The sequence below is a fragment of the Methylobacterium sp. NPDC097929 genome (assembly GCF_049543375.1).
Lineage (GTDB): Bacteria > Pseudomonadota > Alphaproteobacteria > Rhizobiales > Beijerinckiaceae > Methylobacterium.
Genome location: NZ_JBMVEP010000003.1, coordinates 359,646 through 379,184, shown reverse-complemented (window position 1 = coordinate 379,184; position 19,539 = coordinate 359,646). Strand labels below are relative to the sequence as shown.

Sequence of the window (19,539 nt, the reverse complement as noted above, 5' to 3'; positions counted from 1 at the left end):
CACGACGAGGTGCAGGCCGGCCTCTCCCCGCCCGGCGGGGAGAGGGGGCGCCCGCTTCGAAATGATTGCCCGTTCGCCGGAAGGCTGCTTCGTCAACCCTCCGCCCCTTGCCGCTGCCGTCTCCGCTCGGCCCGCGACAGCTCGTCCGCACTCGCAAAACCCGTGGCAGCAGCGATTTCGGCGCGGCTCAACGCGCTCTCCCGGCCGAGCTGGTGCGCCCGGTCGAGGCGCAGGTGCAGGTAATGCCGGTGGAGACCGTGCCCGAGCCCCTGGCGGAACAGTCGCTCTATCTGCCGTACGGACACGCGGGCCAACTCCGCCAGGGCCTCCCGCGGAAGCGGCGCTTCGAGGTTCGCCTCCATCGCCGCGAGCACCCGCAGCAGCCGTGGGTCGCGCACGCCGAAGCGCTGGCGCAGGTCCATCCGCTGCGGGCTCAGGCCCTCGCGGATCTGGTTGTGCAGGAACCAGTCGCTCACCCCCGCCGCGAGACCGGCGCCGTGGTCGCGGCCGATCAGGTCGAGCATCAGGTCGAGCGCGGCGATGCCGCCGGAGCAGGTGATGCGGTCGCCCTGGATCTCGAACAGCGAGCGGACCACCTCGATCTCGGGGTAGCGCTCCTCGAAGGCCGGGACGTGCTCCCAGTGCAGCGTGCAACGGCGCCCCGAGAGCAGACCGGCGCGGGCGAGAAGATACGGCCCGCCGGAGATGCCGCCGAGCGTCGCCCCGTGGCGGGCGAGCCCGCGCAGCCACGCGAACAGGGAGGGATCGTCGAACTCGGCCGGGTTTCCGCCGGCGCAGACGAAGACGCGGTCGGCGCGCGCACGCGCGCCGACGGCGACGTCGGTGAGGATGCCGAGCCCGTTCGAGGCCTGCACCACGCCGCCGCCCGGCGCGGCGTGCCACCAGCGATAGAGTTCGCAGCCCGACAGGGTGTTGGCGGCGCGCAGGGGCTCGACCGCCGCGGTGTAGGCCATCAGCGGAAAGTCCGGCACCAGCACGAAGCCGACCGTTCGCGGCGCGGGATCTTCGGCCCGCGGGAGCTTTCGCCGGGGCCGGGCGTGGTGGCCCGGTTCGGGGGGATCGTCCGACATCTCCGATCGATCCCTCCGGGATGGCCGACGCGGCCGTCGCGCGGGTCCGGCGATACGCCCTGCGCTCGGATCAGGCGAAGGACGAGCCGCGTATTTCTGCGCGATGTGCCGGAAACGTGTCGCGAAATGCAAGTCCGCCGCGGGGGATCGCGGCTACCTCTGGGGCCACACGGACATCTCGGGCAAGAGCGGCTGACCCCATGCGCTACTCCCTGTTCAGCGTCCTGGGGCAGGCCCTGCGCGGCCAGCGGGACTGGACCCCGCAATGGCGCGACGCCGCCCCGCAGGAGGCCTACGACGTGGTCATCGTCGGCGGCGGCGGGCACGGGCTCGCCACCGCCTACTACCTCGCCAAGGAACACGGCCTCACCAACGTCGCCGTGCTGGAGAAGAGCCACATCGGCTCCGGCAATGTGGGCCGCAACACCACCATCGTGCGCTCGAACTACGGCCTGCCCGGCAACATCCCGTTCTACGAGCGCTCGATGAAGCTCTGGGAGGGGCTGGAGCAGGACATCAACTACAACGCCATGGTCAGCCAGCGCGGCGTGTTGAACCTGTACCATTCGGACGCGCAGCGCGACGCTTATGCCCGCCGCGGCAACGCCATGCGGCTCGCCGGCATCGATGCGGAACTGCTCGACCGCGAGGGCGTGCGCCGGCTGGTCCCGTTCATCGATTTCGACAATGCGCGCTTCCCCGTGAAGGGCGGCCTGCTCCAGCGCCGCGGCGGCACCGTGCGCCACGACGCGGTAGCCTGGGGCTATGCCCGCGCGGCGAGTGATCGCGGCGTCGACATCGTCCAGAACTGTGCCGTCACCGGCATCCGCCGCGAGAACGGCCGCGTCACCGGCGTCGAGACCAGCCGCGGCTTCATCCGGGCGGGGAAGGTGGCTTTGTCGGTGGCCGGCTCCTCCTCGCTGCTCGCCGGCATGGTCGACATGCGCCTGCCGATCGAGAGCCACGTACTCCAGGCCTTCGTGAGCGAGGGCGTGAAGCCGCTGATCGACGGCGTGATGACCTTCGGGGCCGGCCACTTTTACGTCAGCCAGTCGGACAAGGGCGGCCTCGTCTTCGGCGGCGACATCGACGGCTACAACTCATATGCGAGCCGCGGCAACCTCCACACCATCGAGGACGTGATGGAGGGCGGCATGGCCCTCTGGCCCGGCATCGGGCGCCTGCGGCTGCTGCGCCACTGGGGCGGCATCATGGACATGTCGATGGACGGCTCGCCCATCATCGACCGCACCGACATCGGCGGCCTCTATCTCAACGCCGGCTGGTGCTACGGCGGCTTCAAGGCCACACCCGCCGCCGGCTTCTGCTTTGCCCACCTGATCGCCCGCGACGAACCCCACGCGGATGCGAGCGCCTACCGCCTCGACCGCTTCGCCACCGGCCATCTCATCGACGAGAAGGGCATGGGCGCCCAGCCCAACCTGCATTGAGGCTGACCGCAGCCTCCCATCCACCGCCCTCATCCTGAGGTGCCGGAGCGTAGCGGAGGCCTCGAAGGAGACCTCCAGCAGCCGCTACGATCCCTGGAGCTCTCCTTCGAGGCCGCTTCGCGGCACCTCAGGATGAGGACGAGGGGTGGAACCAAACGATTCAGGACGGACGACACGCCATGCGCATCCGATGCCCCTATTGCGGCGAGCGCGACAACGGGGAGTTCAGCTACCTCGGCGACGCCGCGCCCGTGCGTCCCGACGGGCTCGATGCCTCGGCGCAAGCCATGCACGACTACGTCTATCTCCGCGACAACCCCGCCGGGACGATCCGCGAACTCTGGTACCACGCCGCCGGCTGCCGCTCCTGGCTGGTCGTGACCCGCGACACCCGCACCCACGCCATCGAGGCGGTTGAGCCGGCGCGCGACGTTGCCAAGACCCGCGCCACCACGCCCGCCGGGAGCGCTTCCCATGCTTGATAAGACGCCGAACTTCCCTCCCCCCTCCGCGGGGGAGGGTGGCCCTCGCGTCAGCGAGGGTCGGGAGAGGGGAGCGACCTCTCCGGAAACGTCGCCCCCTCACCCGCCCGCTCCGCGGGCACCCTCCCCCACCCAAGTCGGGCCTGCCCGACTTGGGCAGATCAGTGCGGATCTCGGGCAAGCCCGAGATCTGTTGGGAGGAGGGTTCGGAGGTGCCCAGCCCTTCCGCACCGCCACCGGCGGCCTGATCGACCGGAGCCGGCCGCGCGACTTCACCTTCGACGGGCGGCGCCTCACCGGCTGCCACGGCGATACGCTGGCCTCGGCGCTGCTTGCCAACGGCGTGCGCCTCGTCGGCCGCTCGTTCAAGTATCACCGGCCCCGCGGCATCCTCTCGGCCGGCTCGGAGGAGCCGAACGCGCTGGTGGAACTCCGCTCCGGGGCGCGACGCGAGCCCAACACCCGCGCCACCATGGCCGAACTCTACGAGGGGCTGGAGGCGACGAGCCAGAACCGCTGGCCGTCCCTCGCCGTGGATGCGCTCTCGGTCAACGCGGTGCTCTCGCCGGTCTTCGCGGCGGGCTTCTACTACAAGACCTTCATGTGGCCGGCGGCCTTCTGGGAAAAGCTGTACGAGCCGATGATCCGGCGCGCGGCGGGCCTCGGCCGCGCCGCCGACGCCCCCGATCCCGACACCTACGACCACGCCCACGCCCATTGCGACGTGCTCGTCATCGGCGGCGGCCCGGCCGGGCTCTCGGCGGCGCTCGCCGCCGGTCGCTCCGGCGCCCGCGTGATCTTGGTCGACGAGGATTTCGCCACCGGCGGCCGGCTGCTCGCCGAGCGGCGCGAGATCGGCGGTGCGAGCGGAGCCGACTGGGCCGCCCGCGCTCTGGCCGAGCTGGAGAGTCTCCCCGAAGTGCGCATCCTGTCGCGCACCACCCTGTTCGGCGTCTACGATCACGGCGCCTACGGCGCGGTCGAGCGCGTCTCCGACCATTGCGCGGTGCCGGCCCCTCACGCCCCGCGCCAGCGGCTGTGGCGGATCGTGGCGCGGCGGGCGGTGCTCGCGGCCGGCGCCATCGAGCGCCCGCACGTTTTTGGGGGCAACGACCGCCCCGGCGTGATGCTGGCCGGTGCGATGCGGACCTACCTCAACCGTTACGGCGTGCTGCCGGGGCGCCGCCTCGCCGTGTTCACGTCGAGCGACGACGGTTGGCGCACAGCCGCCGATGTCCTGACCGCGGGCGGCGGGCTGGCGGCGGTGATCGACACCCGCGCCTCCGTTCCCCCCGCCTTGCGGCGGATGGCGGAGGCCGCTGGCGCCCGGGTGGTGGCGGGCGGCTATGTCGCCGGCACCAAGGGTCATCTCGGCTTGAGCGCGATTCAGGTCGTGGACAGATATCACAGCTCGGAAGTCATCCCCTGCGACGGCCTCGCCATGGCCAATGGCTGGAACCCGGTGGTGCATCTCGATTCGCACCTGTCGCGCCGGCCGGTCTGGGACGAGGCGATCCACGCCTTCGTGCCGGGCGCCCTCGCTTCCGGCATGCAGGCGGCCGGCGCCGCCGCCGGGCGCTTCACCCTCGCCGAATGTCTGGAGACCGGCGCCCGGGCCGGCGCCGAGGCCGCGAGTGAGTGCGGCTTCACCGCGACCGCAGAGCCCGCCCCGCAGACCGACCCGGAGAGCGTGGACCACACCCCGCTCTGGCGCGTGCCCAAGCCCCGCGGAAAAGCCTTCGTCGATTTCCAGAACGACGTGGCGGCCTCCGACGTCGAGCTTGCCCACCGCGAGGGATTCCGCGCGGTCGAGCTCTTGAAGCGCTACACCACGCTCGGCATGGCGACCGACCAGGGCAAGACCTCGAACCTCGCCGGCCTCTCGATCATGGCCGAGCTGACCGGCAAGGACATCCCGAGCGTCGGCACCACGGTGTTCCGCCCGCCCTTCACCCCGGTCGCGATCGGCGCGTTTGCCGGCCATCACCGCGGTAAGGAATTCCGCGCCACCCGCCACGTCCCGTCCCATGCCTGGGCCGAGGAGAACGGGTGCGTCTTCGTCGAGACCGGTCTGTGGCTGCGCCCGGCCTACTTCCCGCGCGCCGGCGAGACCGATTGGCTCGACACGGTGGTGCGCGAGGTCGAGACCGTGCGCGCCCGCGTCGGACTCTGCGACGTCACCACGCTGGGCAAGATCGACATCCAGGGCCGCGACGCGCTCGCCTTCATCGAGCGGGTCTGCGCCAACCCCTTCGCGACGCTGCCCGTCGGTAAGGCGCGCTACGCCGTGCTGCTGCGCGAGGACGGCTTCGTCATGGATGACGGCACCGTCGCGCGGTTGGGCGACACGCACTACGTCATGACCGCCTCGACGGCGAACGCTGCGCGGGTGATGCAGCATCTCGAATTTTGCCGGCAATGGTTGTGGTCGGATCTCGACGTGCAGCTCGCCTCGGTGAGCGAGCAATGGGCGCAAGTTGCGGTCGCCGGACCCCGCGCCCGCGACACCCTGCGCCGCATCGTCGATCCCGGCTTCGACCTCTCGAACGAGGCGTTTCCTTTCCTCGCCTGCACCGAGGTCACCGTCGGCGGCAGCATCCCGGCGCGGCTGTTCCGTATCTCATTCTCGGGCGAGCTCGCCTACGAGCTGGCGGTGCCGGCCGCCTACGGCGACGCCGCGTGGCGGGCGATCATGCAAGCCGGCCTGCCCTACGGCATCACCGCCTACGGCTCGGAGGCGCTCTCGGTGATGCGCATCGAGAAGGGCCACGCGGCGGGCGCCGAAATCAACGGTCAGACCACCGCGCGCGATCTCGGCCTCGGCGGGATGCTCGCCAGGAAGAAGGACTATGTCGGCCGCCTGATGAAGGAGCGCCCGGCGCTGGTCGATCCGGACCGGCCGGTCCTGGTCGGCTTCCGCCCCGTCGATCCGAGCGCGCGGCTGCGGGCGGGCGCGCATTTCCTGAGCCTCGGCGCGGAGCCGAGTCTTGAGGCGGACGAGGGCGTGATGACCTCGGTAGCCTACTCGCCGAGCCTGAAGTCTTGGATCGGCCTCGGCCTGATCCGGCGCGGGCCGGAGCGTCACGGTGAGCGGGTGCGCGCCACCGATCCGGTGCGCGGTGCCGAGATCGAGGTCGAGATCTGCTCAGCCGTCTTCGTGGACCCCAAGGAGGAGAAGCTGCGTGTCTGAGGCGATGACGAGCCTGTGGCGGCCGCGCGGCGCCTGGGAAGGGGCCGCGCGGGTCGGGCGCCACGGCGCGGCGGCGGGACCGGCGGGCATCCGCCTGAAATTGCGCGAGGGGATCGGCCTCGCCACCGTCATCGCGGCCGAGGGAAAGGAAGCCGGCTTACGAACCACTCTCGCGGACCGGTTCGGCCCGTCCCTGCCGGAGGCCGGAACTGCAATCTTCCATGGCGAGACGGGTTTGGTCTGGTCCGCGCCCGGCCAGTGGCTCGCGGTGGCGCCGTCACCGCGCGATCTGAGGGACCTGCCCGAGGCCCTGCGCGGCGTCGCTGCCGTCACCGACCAGAGCGACAGCCGCGCCCTGGTGCGGATCTCGGGCGCGCAGGCGCGTGCCATGCTCGCCAAGGGCGTCGCGGTCGATCTGCATCCGCGCGCGTTCGGGCCGGGCCGGGCAGCGGTGACGAGCATCGCCCATATCGGCGTGCAGTTCTGGCAACGCGATGCCGGCCCGACCTACGACCTCACGGTCGCTCGCAGCTTCGCCGGCAGCTTCTGGCGCTGGCTGGAGCACGCGTCGGCCGAGTTCGGCTACGCGGTCGAGGCCGCGGAGGGCGCGGATCAGCGCCGGTCGAAATAGCGCCTGTCGGCGGCGTCCGTCTCGGCCAGCGGTAGGATGAGGCGTCCCGTCCGGTCGATCAGGCCCCAGCGCCCGCCGACCATGGAGGCGGGTTGCCTTCCGTCCGAGCGGCAGCCCTCGCAGACCAGCGCCTCGCCGCGCGCATTGAACGGGAAGGCCCAGTCATAGGGCGTGGCGAGGACGAGCCGCAGGCGGCGGTCGTAGAAGGCGACCGTGCCGTTGCGCCAACTGCGCACGAGGCCTTGCTCGAACGGGTCCGGCCCGTTGTCGAGCAGGAACACCGGCAGCGCGAGGCCGTCGCGGCGCACCCAGAGACAGCCGATTCCCGGCACGCGCAACTCGGCGAGGCCGCGCTCGAACCGCAGCCGCGCGACATGCGCCGGGGCGACCCGGACCATCCCGTCCTCGCGCCGGGCGCAATGCTCGTACTGGTCGAGATCGCGGCGAAAATAGACGCAGGCCAGCGGATAGCGCTCGGCCGCGACCTCGCTCGCCGCACTTCCGGCCGGTGCGGCCATGGTCGCGACGGTGAGAAACGTCGCTGCGCAGAGCAGCCTCATCCGGTTTCCAAAGGCGCGCACGAACGGCCGGTCCCGCCATCGCGAACGCCAGCGGAGGTGACCCGTCCTCGCGCCCTCGGGAAGGAGATGCGCCGGGATGAGCGGCGCCGTCCTCAGCGCGTCGGGACCGGCGTCTCGCCGCGATAGTCGTAGAAGCCGCGCTTGGTCTTGCGGCCGAGCCAGCCGGCCTCGACGTATTTCACCAGGAGCGGGCAGGGCCGGTACTTCGAATCGGCCAGCCCCTCGTAGAGCACCTGCATCACCGACAGGCAGGTATCGAGGCCGATGAAGTCGGCGAGCTGGAGCGGGCCCATCGGGTGGTTCGCGCCGAGCCGCATCGCCGTGTCGATCGACTCCACCGAGCCTACGCCCTCGTAGAGGGTGTAGATCGCCTCGTTGATCATCGGCAGCAGGATGCGGTTGACGATGAAGGCCGGGAAGTCCTCGGACATGGTCGAGGTCTTGCCGAGCTTGGCGATGAAGACCTTGGCCGATTCGTAGGTCGGGTCCTCGGTGGCGATGCCGCGGATCAGCTCGACGAGCTGCATCAGCGGCACCGGGTTCATGAAGTGGATGCCGATGAAGCGGTCCGGGCGGTCGGTCGACGCCGCGAGCCGGGTGATCGAGATGGACGAGGTGTTGGTCGCGACCAGCGCATCGGGCTTGAGCGACGGGCACAGGCTCTGGAAGATCTTGCGCTTGGTCGCCTCGTCCTCGGTCGCCGCCTCGATGACGAGGTCGCAGGGCGCGAGATCGTCGAAGCCCCGTGCGGCCCCGATCCGCTCCAGGGCGCTGCGGCGCTGCTCGTCGCTGAGCGTGCCCTTCTGGACCTGACGCGTGAGGTTCGCGTCGATCAGCCCAAGCGCGGCGTCGATCCGGTCGGGGTCGCGGTCGTTCAGCCGAACGTCCAGGCCCGATGCCGCACAGACATGCGCGATGCCGCTGCCCATCTGGCCGGCACCGATGATGCCGACCGTCTTGATCTCGATGCCCATACCCGAATCACGTCCTACTGCTGCGGCATCGTCCTGCAACCCGCACCCCTAGAATGCGGCACTGCAACAAATGCGTCAAACCGGTCCCATCCGATCCGGCTACATCCGGCTCCCTGTCCGGTCCTTCGGCCGCAGGCTGTGGGGCCGGGCGACGAGCCCGCCCCCGCATTCGGCGGTCCGCTACCGGTCCTTGGCCTTGGCGATCTCGGCCTGGAGTTCCGGCACCACCTGGAACAGGTCGCCGACGAGGCCGTAATCCGCCACCTGGAAGATCGGCGCGTCCTCGTCCTTGTTGACGGCGACGATGACCTTCGAGTCCTTCATGCCGGCCAGGTGCTGGATCGCGCCGGAGATGCCGACCGCCACGTAGAGGTCGGGCGCCACCACCTTGCCGGTCTGGCCCACCTGCCAGTCGTTGGGGGCGTAGCCCGCATCCACCGCCGCGCGCGAAGCGCCCACCGCCGCGCCGAGCGCGTCGGCCAGCGGCTCGATCAACTCCTTGAACTTGTCCGCCGAGCCCAGCGAGCGACCGCCGGAGACGATGAACTTGGCCGAGGCGAGCTCCGGCCGGTCGGACTTGGCGATTTCTTCCGATTTGTAGGCAGCACCCAGCGCGTCGGGTGCCGCGGCCGAGAGTGCCTCGACGGGTGCCGCCGCGCCGCCCTCTTCCGCGGGCTTGAAGGCGGCGGTGCGCACGGTGATGACCCGCTTGCCCGCACCCGCCTGCACGGTCTGGATCGCGTTGCCGGCGTAGATCGGCCGCTCGAAGGTGTCGGGCGCAACGACCTTGATGATGTCGGAGATCTGCGCGACGTCGAGGAGCGCGGCCACGCGCGGCAGCGTGTTCTTGCCCGTGGTCGTGGCGGCGGCCACGATCGCGTCGTAGGGCTCGGCGATCGAGGCGATCAGCGCTGCGCTCGGCTCGGCGAGGTCGTGATCGTAGACCGCCTCCTCGCTGCTCAGCACCTTCTCGACGCCGTCGAGACGGCCCGCGGCCTCGGCCGCCGCCTTCGAGCCGGAGCCCAGCACGAGCGCGTGGATCGGAGCGCCCATTTCCTTGGCCGCGGTGAGCGCCTTGAGCGTGCCGTCCTTGATCTGTCCGTTGGCGTGCTCGACGTAGAGGAGCGTGGTCATGAACGATCTCTCAGATGAGGGAGGGAGGCGCCGCTCGACCGGTTCCGGGAGCGGCGCCTGAGGGGGTCAGAGTACGCCGGCTTCGACCTTGAGCTTCTGCACGAGTTCGGCCGCGGAGCCGACCTTCACGCCCGCCGAGCGGCCCGGAGGCTCGGACACCTTGAGCACGGTGAGCTTGGGCGTGACGTCGACGCCGAGCGCGTCGGGGGCCAGCTCCTCCAGCGGCTTCTTCTTCGCCTTCATGATGTTGGGCAGGCTGGCGTAGCGCGGCTCGTTGAGGCGCAGGTCCGTCGTGACGATGGCCGGCAGCTTGAGCGAGACGGTCTGGAGCCCGCCATCGACCTCGCGGGTCACGTCGACCGCGCCCTCGCCGAATTCAAGCTTGAAGGCGAAGGTGCCCTGCGGCCAGCCGAGCAGGGCGGCGAGCATCTGGCCGGTCTGGTTGGAATCGTCGTCGATGGCCTGCTTGCCGAGGATGACGAGGTTCGGGCTTTCCTTCTCGACGATCGCCTTGAGGATCTTGGCGACCGCCAGGGGCTCGCAATTCACGTCGGTCTTGATCAGGATCGCCCGGTCGGCGCCCATGGCGAGCGCGGTGCGCAGCGTCTCCTGGGCCTGCTGCGGCCCGATCGAGACCGCGACGATCTCCGAGACCGTGCCCTTCTCCTTCAGGCGGATCGCCTCCTCGACGGCGATCTCGTCGAAGGGGTTCATCGACATCTTGACGTTGGCGAGTTCCACGCCCGACCCGTCGGCCTTGACGCGGATCTTCACGTTGTAGTCGACCACCCGCTTGACGGGCACCAGAACCTTCATGACTGTCGCTTTCCTCCGCGCCGACACAGTCCCGGCGTCACTTCAAGGACGGCTTCAGGATCCGCTCGACGGAACTCGATGTGATTGTCAGGGCGGCGGGACCGTAACGAGGCGATTTCCCGCTTGTCAACGCGCCTTCTCGGTAGGGTAGGGTTGACTGTCAGCGGTTCTGGCCGGGCACCCAGAGCACGTCGTCGGCGCCGTTCCGGTTGGCCGCGCGGGAGGCCACGAACAGGAAATCGGACAGCCGGTTGAGGTATTGCAGGGCTTCGCCCGAGATCGCCTCGCTCTCGATGCCCGACAGCGACACGACCAGCCGCTCGGCCCGGCGGCAGACGGTGCGGGCGAGGTGGAGCGCGGCCGCCGTGGGCGAGCCGCCGGGCAGCACGAAGGAGGTGAGCGGCGGAATCTCGGCGTTCAGCGCATCGATCTCCGCCTCCAGGCGCTGGACCTGGGCGGGCACGATCCGCAGAGGCTCGTAGCCCAGCGGCTTGTCGCTCGGGGGCGTGGCGAGATCCGCGCCGAGATCGAACAGGTCGTTCTGGATGCGCGCCAGCATTGCGTCGAGGGCGGGTTCGGCCTGCAGGCGGGCGAGCCCGATGCAGGCATTGGTCTCGTCGACCGTGCCGTAGGCCTCCACCCGCAGATCGGCCTTGGAGCGGCGCTCGCCGTTGGCGAGTCCGGTCGTGCCCTTGTCGCCGGTGCGGGTGTAGATGCGGTTGAGCTTGACCACGGCGTTCTCTCCTCTCGCTCCCGTCCCGGATGCCGCATCCGCTGCGGGCGCGAGATTGTTATCTGTTTTTCGCGGGCCGCAGGGGCCGGCCGGCCCTCGCGACGGGCAGGCCCTGGCCAAAGAAAAACCCGCCGGGCGATGTTTCGCGCGCGGCGGGTCTTTAGCAAGCCGGAAAAGCGGCCGGCGCCGGATCAGAACGTGTAGCCGAGCTTTCCGCCGAAATTGGTCAGGCCGCGGTTGTCGCCGCACAGGCCGGCATTCGACATGTGCTCGACGGTGGCCATCACGCTCCACTGGGCGTTGATGCGGAAGCCCAGCGCCGCCGCCTCGCGGAACAGCGGATTGCAGCCCAGCGCATTGAAGCCGTAGGGCGCGTTCGCCTTCAGGCCGGTATAGCCGTTATGGGCCGCGCCGCCGAAGAAGCCTTCGAGGAAGACGCGCCGGTCGAGCGTCTCGGGGAAGAGGTCCACCGTCCAGGTCGCGCCGATATAGGCGTAGCTGGTGCGGCCGCCGGTGTTGTAGCTGCCGCCCACGGTGGGACGCGGCACGAAGGCCTGCCAGAACGGATCGGTGGTCACCAGCGGCTTGGCGAACAGGATTTCGCCGTTGACGTTCGCGGTGCTGAAGCCCGGAAGCTTGCCCTCGGCACTGCCCGGATCCTGAACCGAGCCGCCGATGCGGACCTCGGAGACGATCGAGTAGGGCTGGACGGGGGCGAAGTAGGGCGGCGGCGCGGGAGCCCGGGCGGCGCCGAGATCGGCGGCCTGCGTGGTCGTGACGGCCGAGGCGACGAGGGCGCCGAGGAGAATCCGGGCAATGGGTGACTTCATCGGCGGTCGATCCGTCCGTTTCAACCCGCCTCGATTATCACGCACTCGGGGCCGCAGCCCGTGGATTCATCCGGCGCCCGTGCTTTTGCTCGGCCGGTGGGGCGCCGACGCCACACCCGGCGGGCTTCGTCGGCGATCCGGAACGAAGCGGGAGGCTCCCGCCGAGGATCGGAGGCCGACGGCAGGCTCCCCGGTGGGGATGCGTCGATGGCGCATCCTCCGAGCGACGTCCGCGTTGCCGATACACCCCTTCGGCGGGGGCTTCTCGATCCGGGGGAAACGATGCGAACGACGATGGGAATGGGGCTGCAGGCGGGGTTGGCTCTGGCGGCCGGCCTGGTGCCGGGACTGGCCCGGGCCGACGACGAGGCCCGCGTGGTCGGGCTCTGGAAGCTGGTCTCGTACGAGGTGGAGGCGCGCGCCGACGGCACGAAGCTGCCGGCGATGGGCGACCGGCCGACCGGCTACGTCCTGTTCACGCCGGAGAAGCGGGTCTTCTTCATCCTCACCGGCGAGGGCCGCAAGCCGGCCGAGACCGACGCGCAGCGCGCCGCCCTGTTGCAGACCCTCGTCTCCTACAGCGGCCGCTACCGGCTCGACGGGGACAAGTGGACGACGGCGGTCGACGTGGCCTGGGACCCGAAATGGGTCGGGACGGAGCAGACCCGCTCCTTCACCCTCGACGGCGCGCGCCTGCGGGTGCTGACGCCCTGGCGGGTCATGCCCAACTGGGCCGACCGGGGCGAGACCCGCAGCATCGTCACCTTCGAGCGCACGAAGGAGTGAGCGGCCGCGCCGGCCCGGGCGGAGCGGTCAGGCCGCCCGCCACCAGACCACGCCCATGATGACGATGATCGCGACGAATTGCAGGAGCACGCGCAGGCGCATCAGCTTCTGCGAGAGGTTGGCGCTGCCGCCCCGCATCATGTTGACGAGGCCGAGGAGCAGCACCACGGCCACGGCGAGGCAGGCGAGGAGGGCGAGCTGGTTGGCGGACATGGGTCGTTGATCTCGTGAGGGGCCGCGCTCACGCGAGCGCGGCCCGAGCGGTGGGTCTTCGGGGCGTCAGTTCCGGCGCAGCAGGCGCTCGAAATAGTCGAGTTCCTCCTGCGGACGCGAGGGGTCGCCGAGCTTGCGCCGCAACTCCTCCATGATCCGGCGGGCGCGCTGCACGGCGGATTCGTCGGCGTTGGGCACGCGCACGTTGCCGTTCGAGAGGTCGCGCCCCCGCGTCGGGCGGCCGAGCGGATCGTCGTCGGAGGCGCCCGAGCGGCCCTGCTGGCCCGGCGACTGGCCCTCCTGCTGGCCCTGGCCCTCGCCTTCGGCCATCTGCTGCATCTGCTGCTGCAGGCCCTCGGCGCCGCGCTTGAGCCCGTCCAGGGCCCGCCCCTGGGCATCGACCGCATCGCCGTTGCGACCCTGGCCCAGCGCCTCCTCGGCCTCGCGCATGGCGCCCTCGGCGTCGGCGAGCCCTTCCTCGCCCTGGAGGCCCTGCTGCTTCATGCGCTCCTTGAGATCCTGGAGCTGCTCGCGCAGGCCCTGCTGGCGCTGGCCCATGCTCTGGCCCTGCTGCCCGCGCTGGCCCTGGCCCTGACCTTGTTGTCCCTGCTGGCCCCGGCCCTGCTGACCCTGCTGGCCTTCCTCACCCTGGCCGCGCTGGCCCGGCTGCTGCCCACGCTGGCCTTGCTGCCCCTGCTGCTGGCCGTTCTGCTGCCGCTGGCGCGGGCCGGGCCGCTGTCCCTGCTGACCCTCCTTGTAGGTCTCGTCGCGCAGGTCCTGCTGCTCGCGGGACATGCGGTCGAGGTCGTCGAGCTGGCGGTTCATCTCGGCCATGCCGCCGTCGGACTTCTGGCCGTTCTCGGCGCTCTGGAGGTTTTCGAGCACATTGCGCAGCTGTTCGAGCAGGCGCTGGGCCTCGGCCGTGTCGCCGCGCTGCATCGCCTCCTGCATGTCCTTGATCATCTTCTCCAGATCGTCCGGCGTGACGGTCTGGCCGCCCTTCTGCTGCTGTTGCCGCTCGGATTGCTGCTGGCGGTTCTGCGGCTTCTGGCGCTGGGCGAATTCCTTCATGAACTTGTCGAGGGCCTGCTTCAGGTCCTCGGTGAGCTTCTTCACCTCCTCGTCCGGCGCGTTGCGCTCGATCGCCTCCTTGAGGCGGTCCTGGGCCGCGCGCAGGGCCTTCTCGGCATCCGAGAGGTCGCCGTCCTCGATCTTGAGAGCCATCTCCCACAGCAGGTCGGCGACGCCGGTCAGATCCGCGTCGGTCTTGGCCGCGCGCAGGCGGTTGGCCGCGGTGGTGAGCCCGAGGAAGATCGCGGGCTGCGGCGTGAAGCGCTCGGGGGCGATGCGCAGGGCGTCGAGCGCCGTCTGGACGCGGGGGCGATCCGCGTCGGGGGCGGTGACGAGGCGGCGGCGCTCCTCGGCGAGCGCCCGGGCGAGCGGCTGCGTGAAGACGCGCGCCGGCAGCACGATCTCGGCGGGCTGCGTGCGGCCCTCCTGGCCGGCCTCGTCGCGGACCACCAGGGTCAGTTTCACCCGGGCGCCGGACCAGGGATTGTCGGTGAGGTCGACGAGCGTCTTGGTGTCGGTCTCGCCGAGCGCGTCGGCGGGCAGCGCCAGCCCGATCTTGGGCACCGGCACGAGGGAGCGGCCGGCCTTCAGCGGCTCCACCAGCCCCTCGGCGGCGGCGATGCCGTAATCGTCCTTGGCGCGGTAGGTGAGGTTGAAGGTGCCCCGTCCGTTCACTTCGAGGCCGCCGACCTGCTGCACCTCCGGGGGCCGGTCGGGGATCGTCTCGATCACGAGGCGCTGCGGCTCGGAGCCCGAGGCGGCGATGCCGAGTTCGGCCGTACCGCCGACAAGCCGGAAGCGCTCCTCCCGTAAGGTCGCGCGGGCGGCGGAGGCCTGCGGCGCGGGTGCGGCGCGCGAAGGGGCGGATTCGTCCTTGGCCACCGGCACCAGGGCGGCATTCGGCGTCAGCGCCGCCTCGCCCTGGCCGGCGATGCGCACGATCAGCGTAGAATTGACCGGCGCGCGCAGGCGCTGCACCGGGTCCGCGGCATTGCCGGACATCGCGACGATCAGCGGCGGCACGCGGGTGTAGATCGGCGGGTCGATCCAGCCGTCGACGCGGAAGCTCGGCGCGGCGGCGGGCGGCTCGCGCCAGTCGAAGGCGGCCGAGACGCGCCCGCGCCATTCGGGGCCGGCGACGAAGAGGGCGGCGAGCGCGGCGACGAGGAGCCCCGCGCGCAGGGCCAGCGGGTCGTGGCCGGGCATGTCGGGGCGCGGGCGCCCGGCCCGCAGCCGGGCGACGGCGGCCGCGGCCCGTGACTGGTGCAGCGCCCAGAGCGCACGGGTGGCCGGATCGGTCTGGCCGACGGCGAGCGTGTCCTCGATCGCCGAGGCCGGATCGTGGGCAAGCCCCCCCGCGCGGGCGGCCTCCCGGTCGATCCGGGCCAGGGCCTCGCGGCGGCTGAGGCGCTTGAGGCGCAGGGCGGGCAAAAGCGCCAGGACGAGAAGGATCGCGAACAGGCCGAGCCCGGCCATGCGCCAGAGCGGCGGAAGATCGAGCCACAGGCCGAGCCAGGACACGGCGAGGAAGGCGAGCCCGACGCCGAGGCCCCGCCAGAGAACCGGCCACACCCGCTCCCACAGGCCCGCGGCCCGCGCCTGCGCCACGAGCCGGTCGAGGCGGCCTGCCGCGCCCTGCCGCCCGTCGCGTTCGGGGATCGTCCGTTCGGCCTCGCTCATCGTGTCCGGTCGCGGCTCCCGCGGGCGCCGGGCAGACGAGCCCCGCGCACGAATGAGGAAGCTAGCATGGTGGCCGGCAGGCTCCGCCGGGTCAAATCCGCCCAGCCGCGCTTGATCGGAACACGCTCGGCTCGACGGCGCGCCAGGCCGAGGTCGGGGCGCCGCCTCAGGCGGGCTCGGAGACGCTGTTGCCCTCGCCCAGGCAATCCGAGGCGCGCTCCACGGCGTTGATCGCGTCGAGCAGGTTCTGCACGCTGCGCTCCACCTCGATCCGCGGCCGGTCCATGTGTGCGGCCCGCGCCACCAGCCCTTCGAGCTGGTCCAGCACGACCAGGAGGTCGCTCGCCACGGCCGCCACGTCGCAGCCGGTGCGGGTCGGCGCCGGAGGGGCGGGTCGGCGGAAAGGGATGATCGTGCTCATCGCCATCTGGTGTCGCGAAAAGGCGTGCGCATGACCACCCGCGGCCGGGGCGTCATCCACACCCAAGCCGCCTCCGCGGCGGCCCGAAGGCCCTTGTCGCGGCAATTGGTGAGTTTTTCGTCGAGCCCCTGTCTCGGATACGGCGCAAACCGTCAAGCTTTGCCGGCTGGTTTCGCACCGCGCCGTCCCGCTGACAGCCGGATCGTTCCGAAACGAAAACAGCCTTCTCCGAATCGGCCGGTTTTCGGTCGTGCATTGACAAGACCGGCCCCGAGGCAGAGGTTGGAATCGTTCCGAGGGGGGCCCCGTCAAGGGGGCTGAGAGTGGGCGACGCCCTGACCCTTGAACCTGATCCGGCTCGTACCGGCGGAGGGACGGGAACCAGCGGCCTCATCGCTCGCACGAGCAGCGGCCGACCGCACCATCGTCGGGACCACGGGTCGCCTCCAACGCCAGGAGCGACAGCGATGAACGCACCCGTCCGTCCCAAAGACCTTCCCAACGGCAATCCTGCCAGCGTTACCACCGGCCCCGTCCAGGGCTCCCGCAAGGTCTATGCGGAAGCGCCCGGCCGCCCGGACATCCGCGTCCCCTACCGCGAGATCGCCCTCTCCGACCCGAAGGAAGCCCCGGTGCGGGTCTACGACCCGTCCGGCCCCTACACGGAGACGGATGCGGCCATCGACCTTGAGAAGGGCCTGCCCGCCGCCCGCGAGCCCTGGATCGTCAAGCGCGGCTACGCCGCCGTGCAGCCGCGGGCGGTCAAGCCCGAGGACAACGGCTTTGCCGCCGCCGACAAGCTCGTCGCCCCCTGCCCGGCCGAGCGCACGATCCGCCGGGCCGAACCCGGGCAGATGGTGACGCAGTTCGAGTTCGCCCGGGCCGGGATCGTCACGGAAGAGATGATCTACGTGGCGCATCGCGAGAATGCCTGCCGCGAGCAGATGCTGGAGCGCGCCGAGGCCGCGCTCGCCGACGGCGAGAGCTTCGGCGCCTCGGTGCCGCCCTTCATCACGCCGGAATTCGTGCGTGAGGAGGTGGCCCGGGGCCGCGCCATCATCCCGGCCAACATCAACCACCTCGAACTCGAGCCGATGGCGATCGGCCGCAACTTCCTCGTGAAGATCAACGCCAACATCGGCAACTCGGCCGTCACCTCCTCGGCCGCCGAGGAAGTGGAGAAGCTGGTCTGGTCGATCCGCTGGGGCGCGGACACGGTCATGGACCTCTCGACGGGCCGCAACATCCACAACATCCGCTCGTGGATCGTGCGCAACTCCCCCGTGCCGATCGGCACCGTGCCGATCTATCAGGCGCTGGAGAAGGTCGGCGGCGACCCGCTCAAGCTCGATTGGGAGGTCTTCAAGGACACGCTCATCGAGCAGGCCGAGCAGGGCATCGACTACTTCACGATCCATGCCGGCGTGCGGCTGGCCCACGTGCCGCTGACTGCGCGGCGCACCACCGGCATCGTCTCGCGCGGCGGCTCGATCATGGCGCGCTGGTGCCTCGCCGGACACCGCGAATCGTTCCTCTACGAGCGCTTCGACGAGATCTGCGACATCTGCCGCGCCTACGACGTGTCGTTCTCGCTGGGCGACGGCCTGCGCCCCGGCTCGATCGCGGATGCCAACGACGCGGCGCAGTTCGCCGAGCTGGAGACCTTGGGCGAACTCACCAAGATCGCCTGGGACAAGGGCTGCCAGACCATGATCGAGGGCCCCGGCCACGTGCCGATGCACAAGATCAAGGTCAACATGGAGAAGCAGCTGGCCGAGTGCGGCGAGGCGCCGTTCTACACGCTCGGCCCGCTGACCACCGACATCGCCCCGGGCTACGACCACATCACCTCGGGCATCGGCGCGGCGATGATCGGCTGGTTCGGCACGGCGATGCTCTGCTACGTCACGCCCAAGGAGCATCTCGGCCTGCCGAACCGCGACGACGTGAAGACCGGCGTCATCACCTACAAGATCGCTGCCCACGCCGCCGATCTCGCCAAGGGCCACCCCGCCGCGCAGCTGCGCGACGACGCCCTCAGCCGCGCGCGGTTCGACTTCCGGTGGGAGGATCAGTTCAACCTCTCGCTCGATCCCGACACGGCGCGCGCCTACCACGACGAGACCCTGCCGAAGGACGCCCACAAGGTCGCCCATTTCTGCTCGATGTGCGGCCCGAAGTTCTGCTCGATGAAGATCACGCAGGATCTGCGCGCCGACGTGCTCGCCATGGAGGAGGCCGGCATCGTCATCGGCCAAGCCCAGCCGATGAGCGACGCCGAGCGCCAAGCCGGCATGGCGGCGAAGTCGCAGGAGTTCTTGGAAGAGGGCGGCAAGCTCTACGTCGACGCGGCCGAATAGGATCGCCCGCGACGGGGACGGCCGCTCGATCGGCCGTCCCCGTCGCGAATCGTGAAAATCCTTCAGGCAATCTTTACGGCTCGGTCAGGCTGCTCCCCGTTCCCGGGGGACAGCTCCTGAGCCGTTAAGGTTCCGGTAGCGACGCCTGCAATCTCCTGAGGGCCGGCCTCGCGCCGAAAGCCGAAGGATTGCAGCCATGGACCCGATCAGGGCCGCGGCACCGTTGCCGCCCGTTTCCTCACCCGCGACCGTGACCCCCATTCGCCCCGTGGCGGAGCCCGCACCGAGCGAGGCCGCGCCGCCGCGCGTGCTCGACCCCGCCGTCTCGCTCGACGTGAAGCCCGAAGCCACCGAGACGAAGCCGCCGGAGCCGGAACGGCGCGCTTACATCCGGGACGCGGAGAGCCAGAGCCTCGTCTTCCGCGTCACCGACCCCTCGACCGGGGACGTGGTGATGCAGATTCCGAACGAGGTGATCCTCAAGGCGCGCGTCTACGCGCGGGAGACGACGCCCTTTGCCGGCGAGCGCGTCGCCAAAACCGCCTGAGGCGCGTCGCCAAGACCGCCTGATGCGTGCCGACGCGGATGTCCTCGGCCCGTGAGGCCGGACACGCGGCGCAAGCCCGGAGCCATGCGCCCCAATCGAGGAGCGGCGCCGAAGACCTCAGGCGCCCGGGCCGGGATCGCCCTGCAGGCCGGCGGCGATGTGGTTGTTGAGCGAGACCAGCGACTCGATCTTCTGCGGCGTCGGCTCGATCATCGCGTCCAGGATGGTGCGGAACACGAAGGCCGAGAGCTGCGCCATGCCGGTGCGCACCTCGATGGGCAGCGGGCTGCTCGGCTCCGTCGCGGCCGAGGCCAGGATCGTCCAGACGCGTTGATTGAAGGTCAGGGCCTCGTTGAGGGCCGGTCCCGTCGCCACATCGGCGCCGAGGGCCTGCAACCGTCCGGCCGCCTTGCGCAGAACGGCGGCCTCGGCCTCCCGGGGCGTGAGGGCCACTTGCGAGACCCTCGCATAGGCATTGGCCGCATACTGCATCGTCCGCCCTTTTCCAGCGCTGCTGTCGCTCCGTCGGGCGAATCATGTCGCATGTG

18 protein-coding genes and 1 riboswitch are annotated in these 19,539 nt (G+C 70.7%); of the genes, 7 read left to right on the top strand and 11 right to left on the bottom strand.

Annotated elements, in window-relative coordinates; translation table 11 throughout:
- Positions 1-92: 92 nt before the first annotated feature.
- Positions 93-1,091, bottom strand: coding sequence for a GlxA family transcriptional regulator (locus ACPCJR_RS11910; RefSeq protein WP_391512112.1), 999 nt, complete (start codon positions 1,089-1,091; stop codon positions 93-95).
- Between the two features lie 200 nt (positions 1,092-1,291).
- Here ACPCJR_RS11910 and ACPCJR_RS11905 point away from each other — a divergent pair, with 200 nt between their 5' ends.
- From ACPCJR_RS11905 to ACPCJR_RS11890, 4 genes are all read left to right on the top strand, one after another.
- Entirely contained in the window at positions 1,292-2,542 is a 1,251-nt protein-coding gene (locus tag ACPCJR_RS11905; RefSeq protein ID WP_391512113.1) for a sarcosine oxidase subunit beta family protein, read from the top strand.
- A gap of 179 nt (positions 2,543-2,721) precedes the next feature.
- Complete coding sequence (locus ACPCJR_RS11900) at positions 2,722-3,024, top strand: sarcosine oxidase subunit delta (RefSeq protein ID WP_391512114.1); 303 nt, start codon at positions 2,722-2,724, stop codon at positions 3,022-3,024.
- 193 nt (positions 3,025-3,217) lie between these two features.
- Entirely contained in the window at positions 3,218-6,214 is a 2,997-nt protein-coding gene (locus tag ACPCJR_RS11895; RefSeq protein WP_391512115.1) for a sarcosine oxidase subunit alpha family protein, read from the top strand.
- Positions 6,207-6,845: a sarcosine oxidase subunit gamma gene (locus ACPCJR_RS11890; protein ID WP_391512116.1), complete on the top strand. Its 639-nt coding sequence runs from the start codon at positions 6,207-6,209 to the stop codon at positions 6,843-6,845. The genes ACPCJR_RS11895 and ACPCJR_RS11890 overlap by 8 nt, the downstream gene beginning before the upstream one ends.
- On the opposite strand, the gene ACPCJR_RS11885 is transcribed toward ACPCJR_RS11890, so the two are convergent.
- The 6 genes from ACPCJR_RS11885 to ACPCJR_RS11860 form a co-directional block, all read right to left on the bottom strand.
- Complete coding sequence (locus ACPCJR_RS11885) at positions 6,827-7,363, bottom strand: hypothetical protein (protein ID WP_391512370.1); 537 nt, start codon at positions 7,361-7,363, stop codon at positions 6,827-6,829. The genes ACPCJR_RS11890 and ACPCJR_RS11885 overlap by 19 nt on opposite strands.
- Positions 7,364-7,518: 155 nt before the next feature.
- Complete coding sequence (locus ACPCJR_RS11880) at positions 7,519-8,400, bottom strand: 3-hydroxybutyryl-CoA dehydrogenase (RefSeq protein WP_391512117.1); 882 nt, start codon at positions 8,398-8,400, stop codon at positions 7,519-7,521.
- A 180-nt stretch (positions 8,401-8,580) separates the two neighbouring features.
- A complete protein-coding gene (locus tag ACPCJR_RS11875) occupies positions 8,581-9,534 on the bottom strand; it encodes an electron transfer flavoprotein subunit alpha/FixB family protein (protein ID WP_391512118.1) in 954 nt (317 codons plus the stop codon).
- Between the two features lie 66 nt (positions 9,535-9,600).
- Positions 9,601-10,350, bottom strand: coding sequence for an electron transfer flavoprotein subunit beta/FixA family protein (locus ACPCJR_RS11870; protein ID WP_391512119.1), 750 nt, complete (start codon positions 10,348-10,350; stop codon positions 9,601-9,603).
- Positions 10,351-10,510: 160 nt separating this feature from the next.
- Positions 10,511-11,083 (bottom strand): cob(I)yrinic acid a,c-diamide adenosyltransferase, encoded by a 573-nt coding sequence (locus tag ACPCJR_RS11865; RefSeq protein ID WP_110350420.1) that lies wholly within the window; start codon positions 11,081-11,083, stop codon positions 10,511-10,513.
- Between the two features lie 191 nt (positions 11,084-11,274).
- Positions 11,275-11,913 carry an acyloxyacyl hydrolase gene (locus ACPCJR_RS11860; protein WP_391512120.1) on the bottom strand — a complete coding sequence of 213 codons (639 nt, stop codon included), beginning with the start codon at positions 11,911-11,913 and terminating at the stop codon, positions 11,275-11,277.
- Positions 11,914-12,195: 282 nt separating this feature from the next.
- Between ACPCJR_RS11860 and ACPCJR_RS11855 the strand changes: the two genes are divergently transcribed.
- Entirely contained in the window at positions 12,196-12,699 is a 504-nt protein-coding gene (locus ACPCJR_RS11855; protein WP_391512121.1) for a lipocalin-like domain-containing protein, read from the top strand.
- A gap of 27 nt (positions 12,700-12,726) precedes the next feature.
- Here the strand turns inward: ACPCJR_RS11855 and ACPCJR_RS11850 are convergent, their stop codons facing one another.
- The 3 genes from ACPCJR_RS11850 to ACPCJR_RS11840 form a co-directional block, all read right to left on the bottom strand.
- Entirely contained in the window at positions 12,727-12,912 is a 186-nt protein-coding gene (locus ACPCJR_RS11850; RefSeq protein WP_391512122.1) for a twin transmembrane helix small protein, read from the bottom strand.
- 66 nt (positions 12,913-12,978) lie between these two features.
- Complete coding sequence (locus ACPCJR_RS11845; RefSeq protein WP_391512123.1) at positions 12,979-15,663, bottom strand: TIGR02302 family protein; 2,685 nt, start codon at positions 15,661-15,663, stop codon at positions 12,979-12,981.
- Positions 15,664-15,829: 166 nt separating this feature from the next.
- Positions 15,830-16,090 (bottom strand): hypothetical protein, encoded by a 261-nt coding sequence (locus ACPCJR_RS11840; protein WP_391512124.1) that lies wholly within the window; start codon positions 16,088-16,090, stop codon positions 15,830-15,832.
- 280 nt (positions 16,091-16,370) lie between these two features.
- Positions 16,371-16,476: riboswitch (TPP riboswitch) on the top strand.
- A 75-nt stretch (positions 16,477-16,551) separates the two neighbouring features.
- On the opposite strand from ACPCJR_RS11840, the gene thiC reads away from it, so the two are divergent.
- Both thiC and ACPCJR_RS11830 read left to right on the top strand, forming a co-directional pair.
- The gene (thiC, locus tag ACPCJR_RS11835; RefSeq protein WP_391512125.1) at positions 16,552-18,444 is read left to right on the top strand and encodes a phosphomethylpyrimidine synthase ThiC; all 1,893 of its coding nucleotides are present in this window, start codon (positions 16,552-16,554) and stop codon (positions 18,442-18,444) included.
- Between the two features lie 196 nt (positions 18,445-18,640).
- Positions 18,641-18,991 (top strand): hypothetical protein, encoded by a 351-nt coding sequence (locus tag ACPCJR_RS11830; protein ID WP_391512126.1) that lies wholly within the window; start codon positions 18,641-18,643, stop codon positions 18,989-18,991.
- Between the two features lie 117 nt (positions 18,992-19,108).
- On the opposite strand, the gene flaF is transcribed toward ACPCJR_RS11830, so the two are convergent.
- Positions 19,109-19,483: a flagellar biosynthesis regulator FlaF gene (gene flaF / locus ACPCJR_RS11825; RefSeq protein WP_391512127.1), complete on the bottom strand. Its 375-nt coding sequence runs from the start codon at positions 19,481-19,483 to the stop codon at positions 19,109-19,111.
- Between the last annotated feature and the right edge of the window lie 56 nt (positions 19,484-19,539).

Coding starts and splice junctions, on each gene's coding strand:
- ACPCJR_RS11885 (WP_391512370.1), bottom strand. CDS start 7,363: ATGGCCGCACCGGCCGGAAGTGCGGCGAGCGAGGTCGCGGCCGAGCGC.
- ACPCJR_RS11850 (WP_391512122.1), bottom strand. CDS start 12,912: ATGTCCGCCAACCAGCTCGCCCTCCTCGCCTGCCTCGCCGTGGCCGTG.
- ACPCJR_RS11860 (WP_391512120.1), bottom strand. CDS start 11,913: ATGAAGTCACCCATTGCCCGGATTCTCCTCGGCGCCCTCGTCGCCTCG.
- ACPCJR_RS11855 (WP_391512121.1), top strand. CDS start 12,196: ATGCGAACGACGATGGGAATGGGGCTGCAGGCGGGGTTGGCTCTGGCG.
- ACPCJR_RS11845 (WP_391512123.1), bottom strand. CDS start 15,663: ATGAGCGAGGCCGAACGGACGATCCCCGAACGCGACGGGCGGCAGGGC.
- flaF (WP_391512127.1), bottom strand. CDS start 19,483: ATGCAGTATGCGGCCAATGCCTATGCGAGGGTCTCGCAAGTGGCCCTC.
- ACPCJR_RS11840 (WP_391512124.1), bottom strand. CDS start 16,090: ATGGCGATGAGCACGATCATCCCTTTCCGCCGACCCGCCCCTCCGGCG.
- ACPCJR_RS11875 (WP_391512118.1), bottom strand. CDS start 9,534: ATGACCACGCTCCTCTACGTCGAGCACGCCAACGGACAGATCAAGGAC.
- thiC (WP_391512125.1), top strand. CDS start 16,552: ATGAACGCACCCGTCCGTCCCAAAGACCTTCCCAACGGCAATCCTGCC.
- ACPCJR_RS11830 (WP_391512126.1), top strand. CDS start 18,641: ATGGACCCGATCAGGGCCGCGGCACCGTTGCCGCCCGTTTCCTCACCC.
- ACPCJR_RS11880 (WP_391512117.1), bottom strand. CDS start 8,400: ATGGGCATCGAGATCAAGACGGTCGGCATCATCGGTGCCGGCCAGATG.
- ACPCJR_RS11900 (WP_391512114.1), top strand. CDS start 2,722: ATGCGCATCCGATGCCCCTATTGCGGCGAGCGCGACAACGGGGAGTTC.
- ACPCJR_RS11910 (WP_391512112.1), bottom strand. CDS start 1,091: ATGTCGGACGATCCCCCCGAACCGGGCCACCACGCCCGGCCCCGGCGA.
- ACPCJR_RS11870 (WP_391512119.1), bottom strand. CDS start 10,350: ATGAAGGTTCTGGTGCCCGTCAAGCGGGTGGTCGACTACAACGTGAAG.
- ACPCJR_RS11905 (WP_391512113.1), top strand. CDS start 1,292: ATGCGCTACTCCCTGTTCAGCGTCCTGGGGCAGGCCCTGCGCGGCCAG.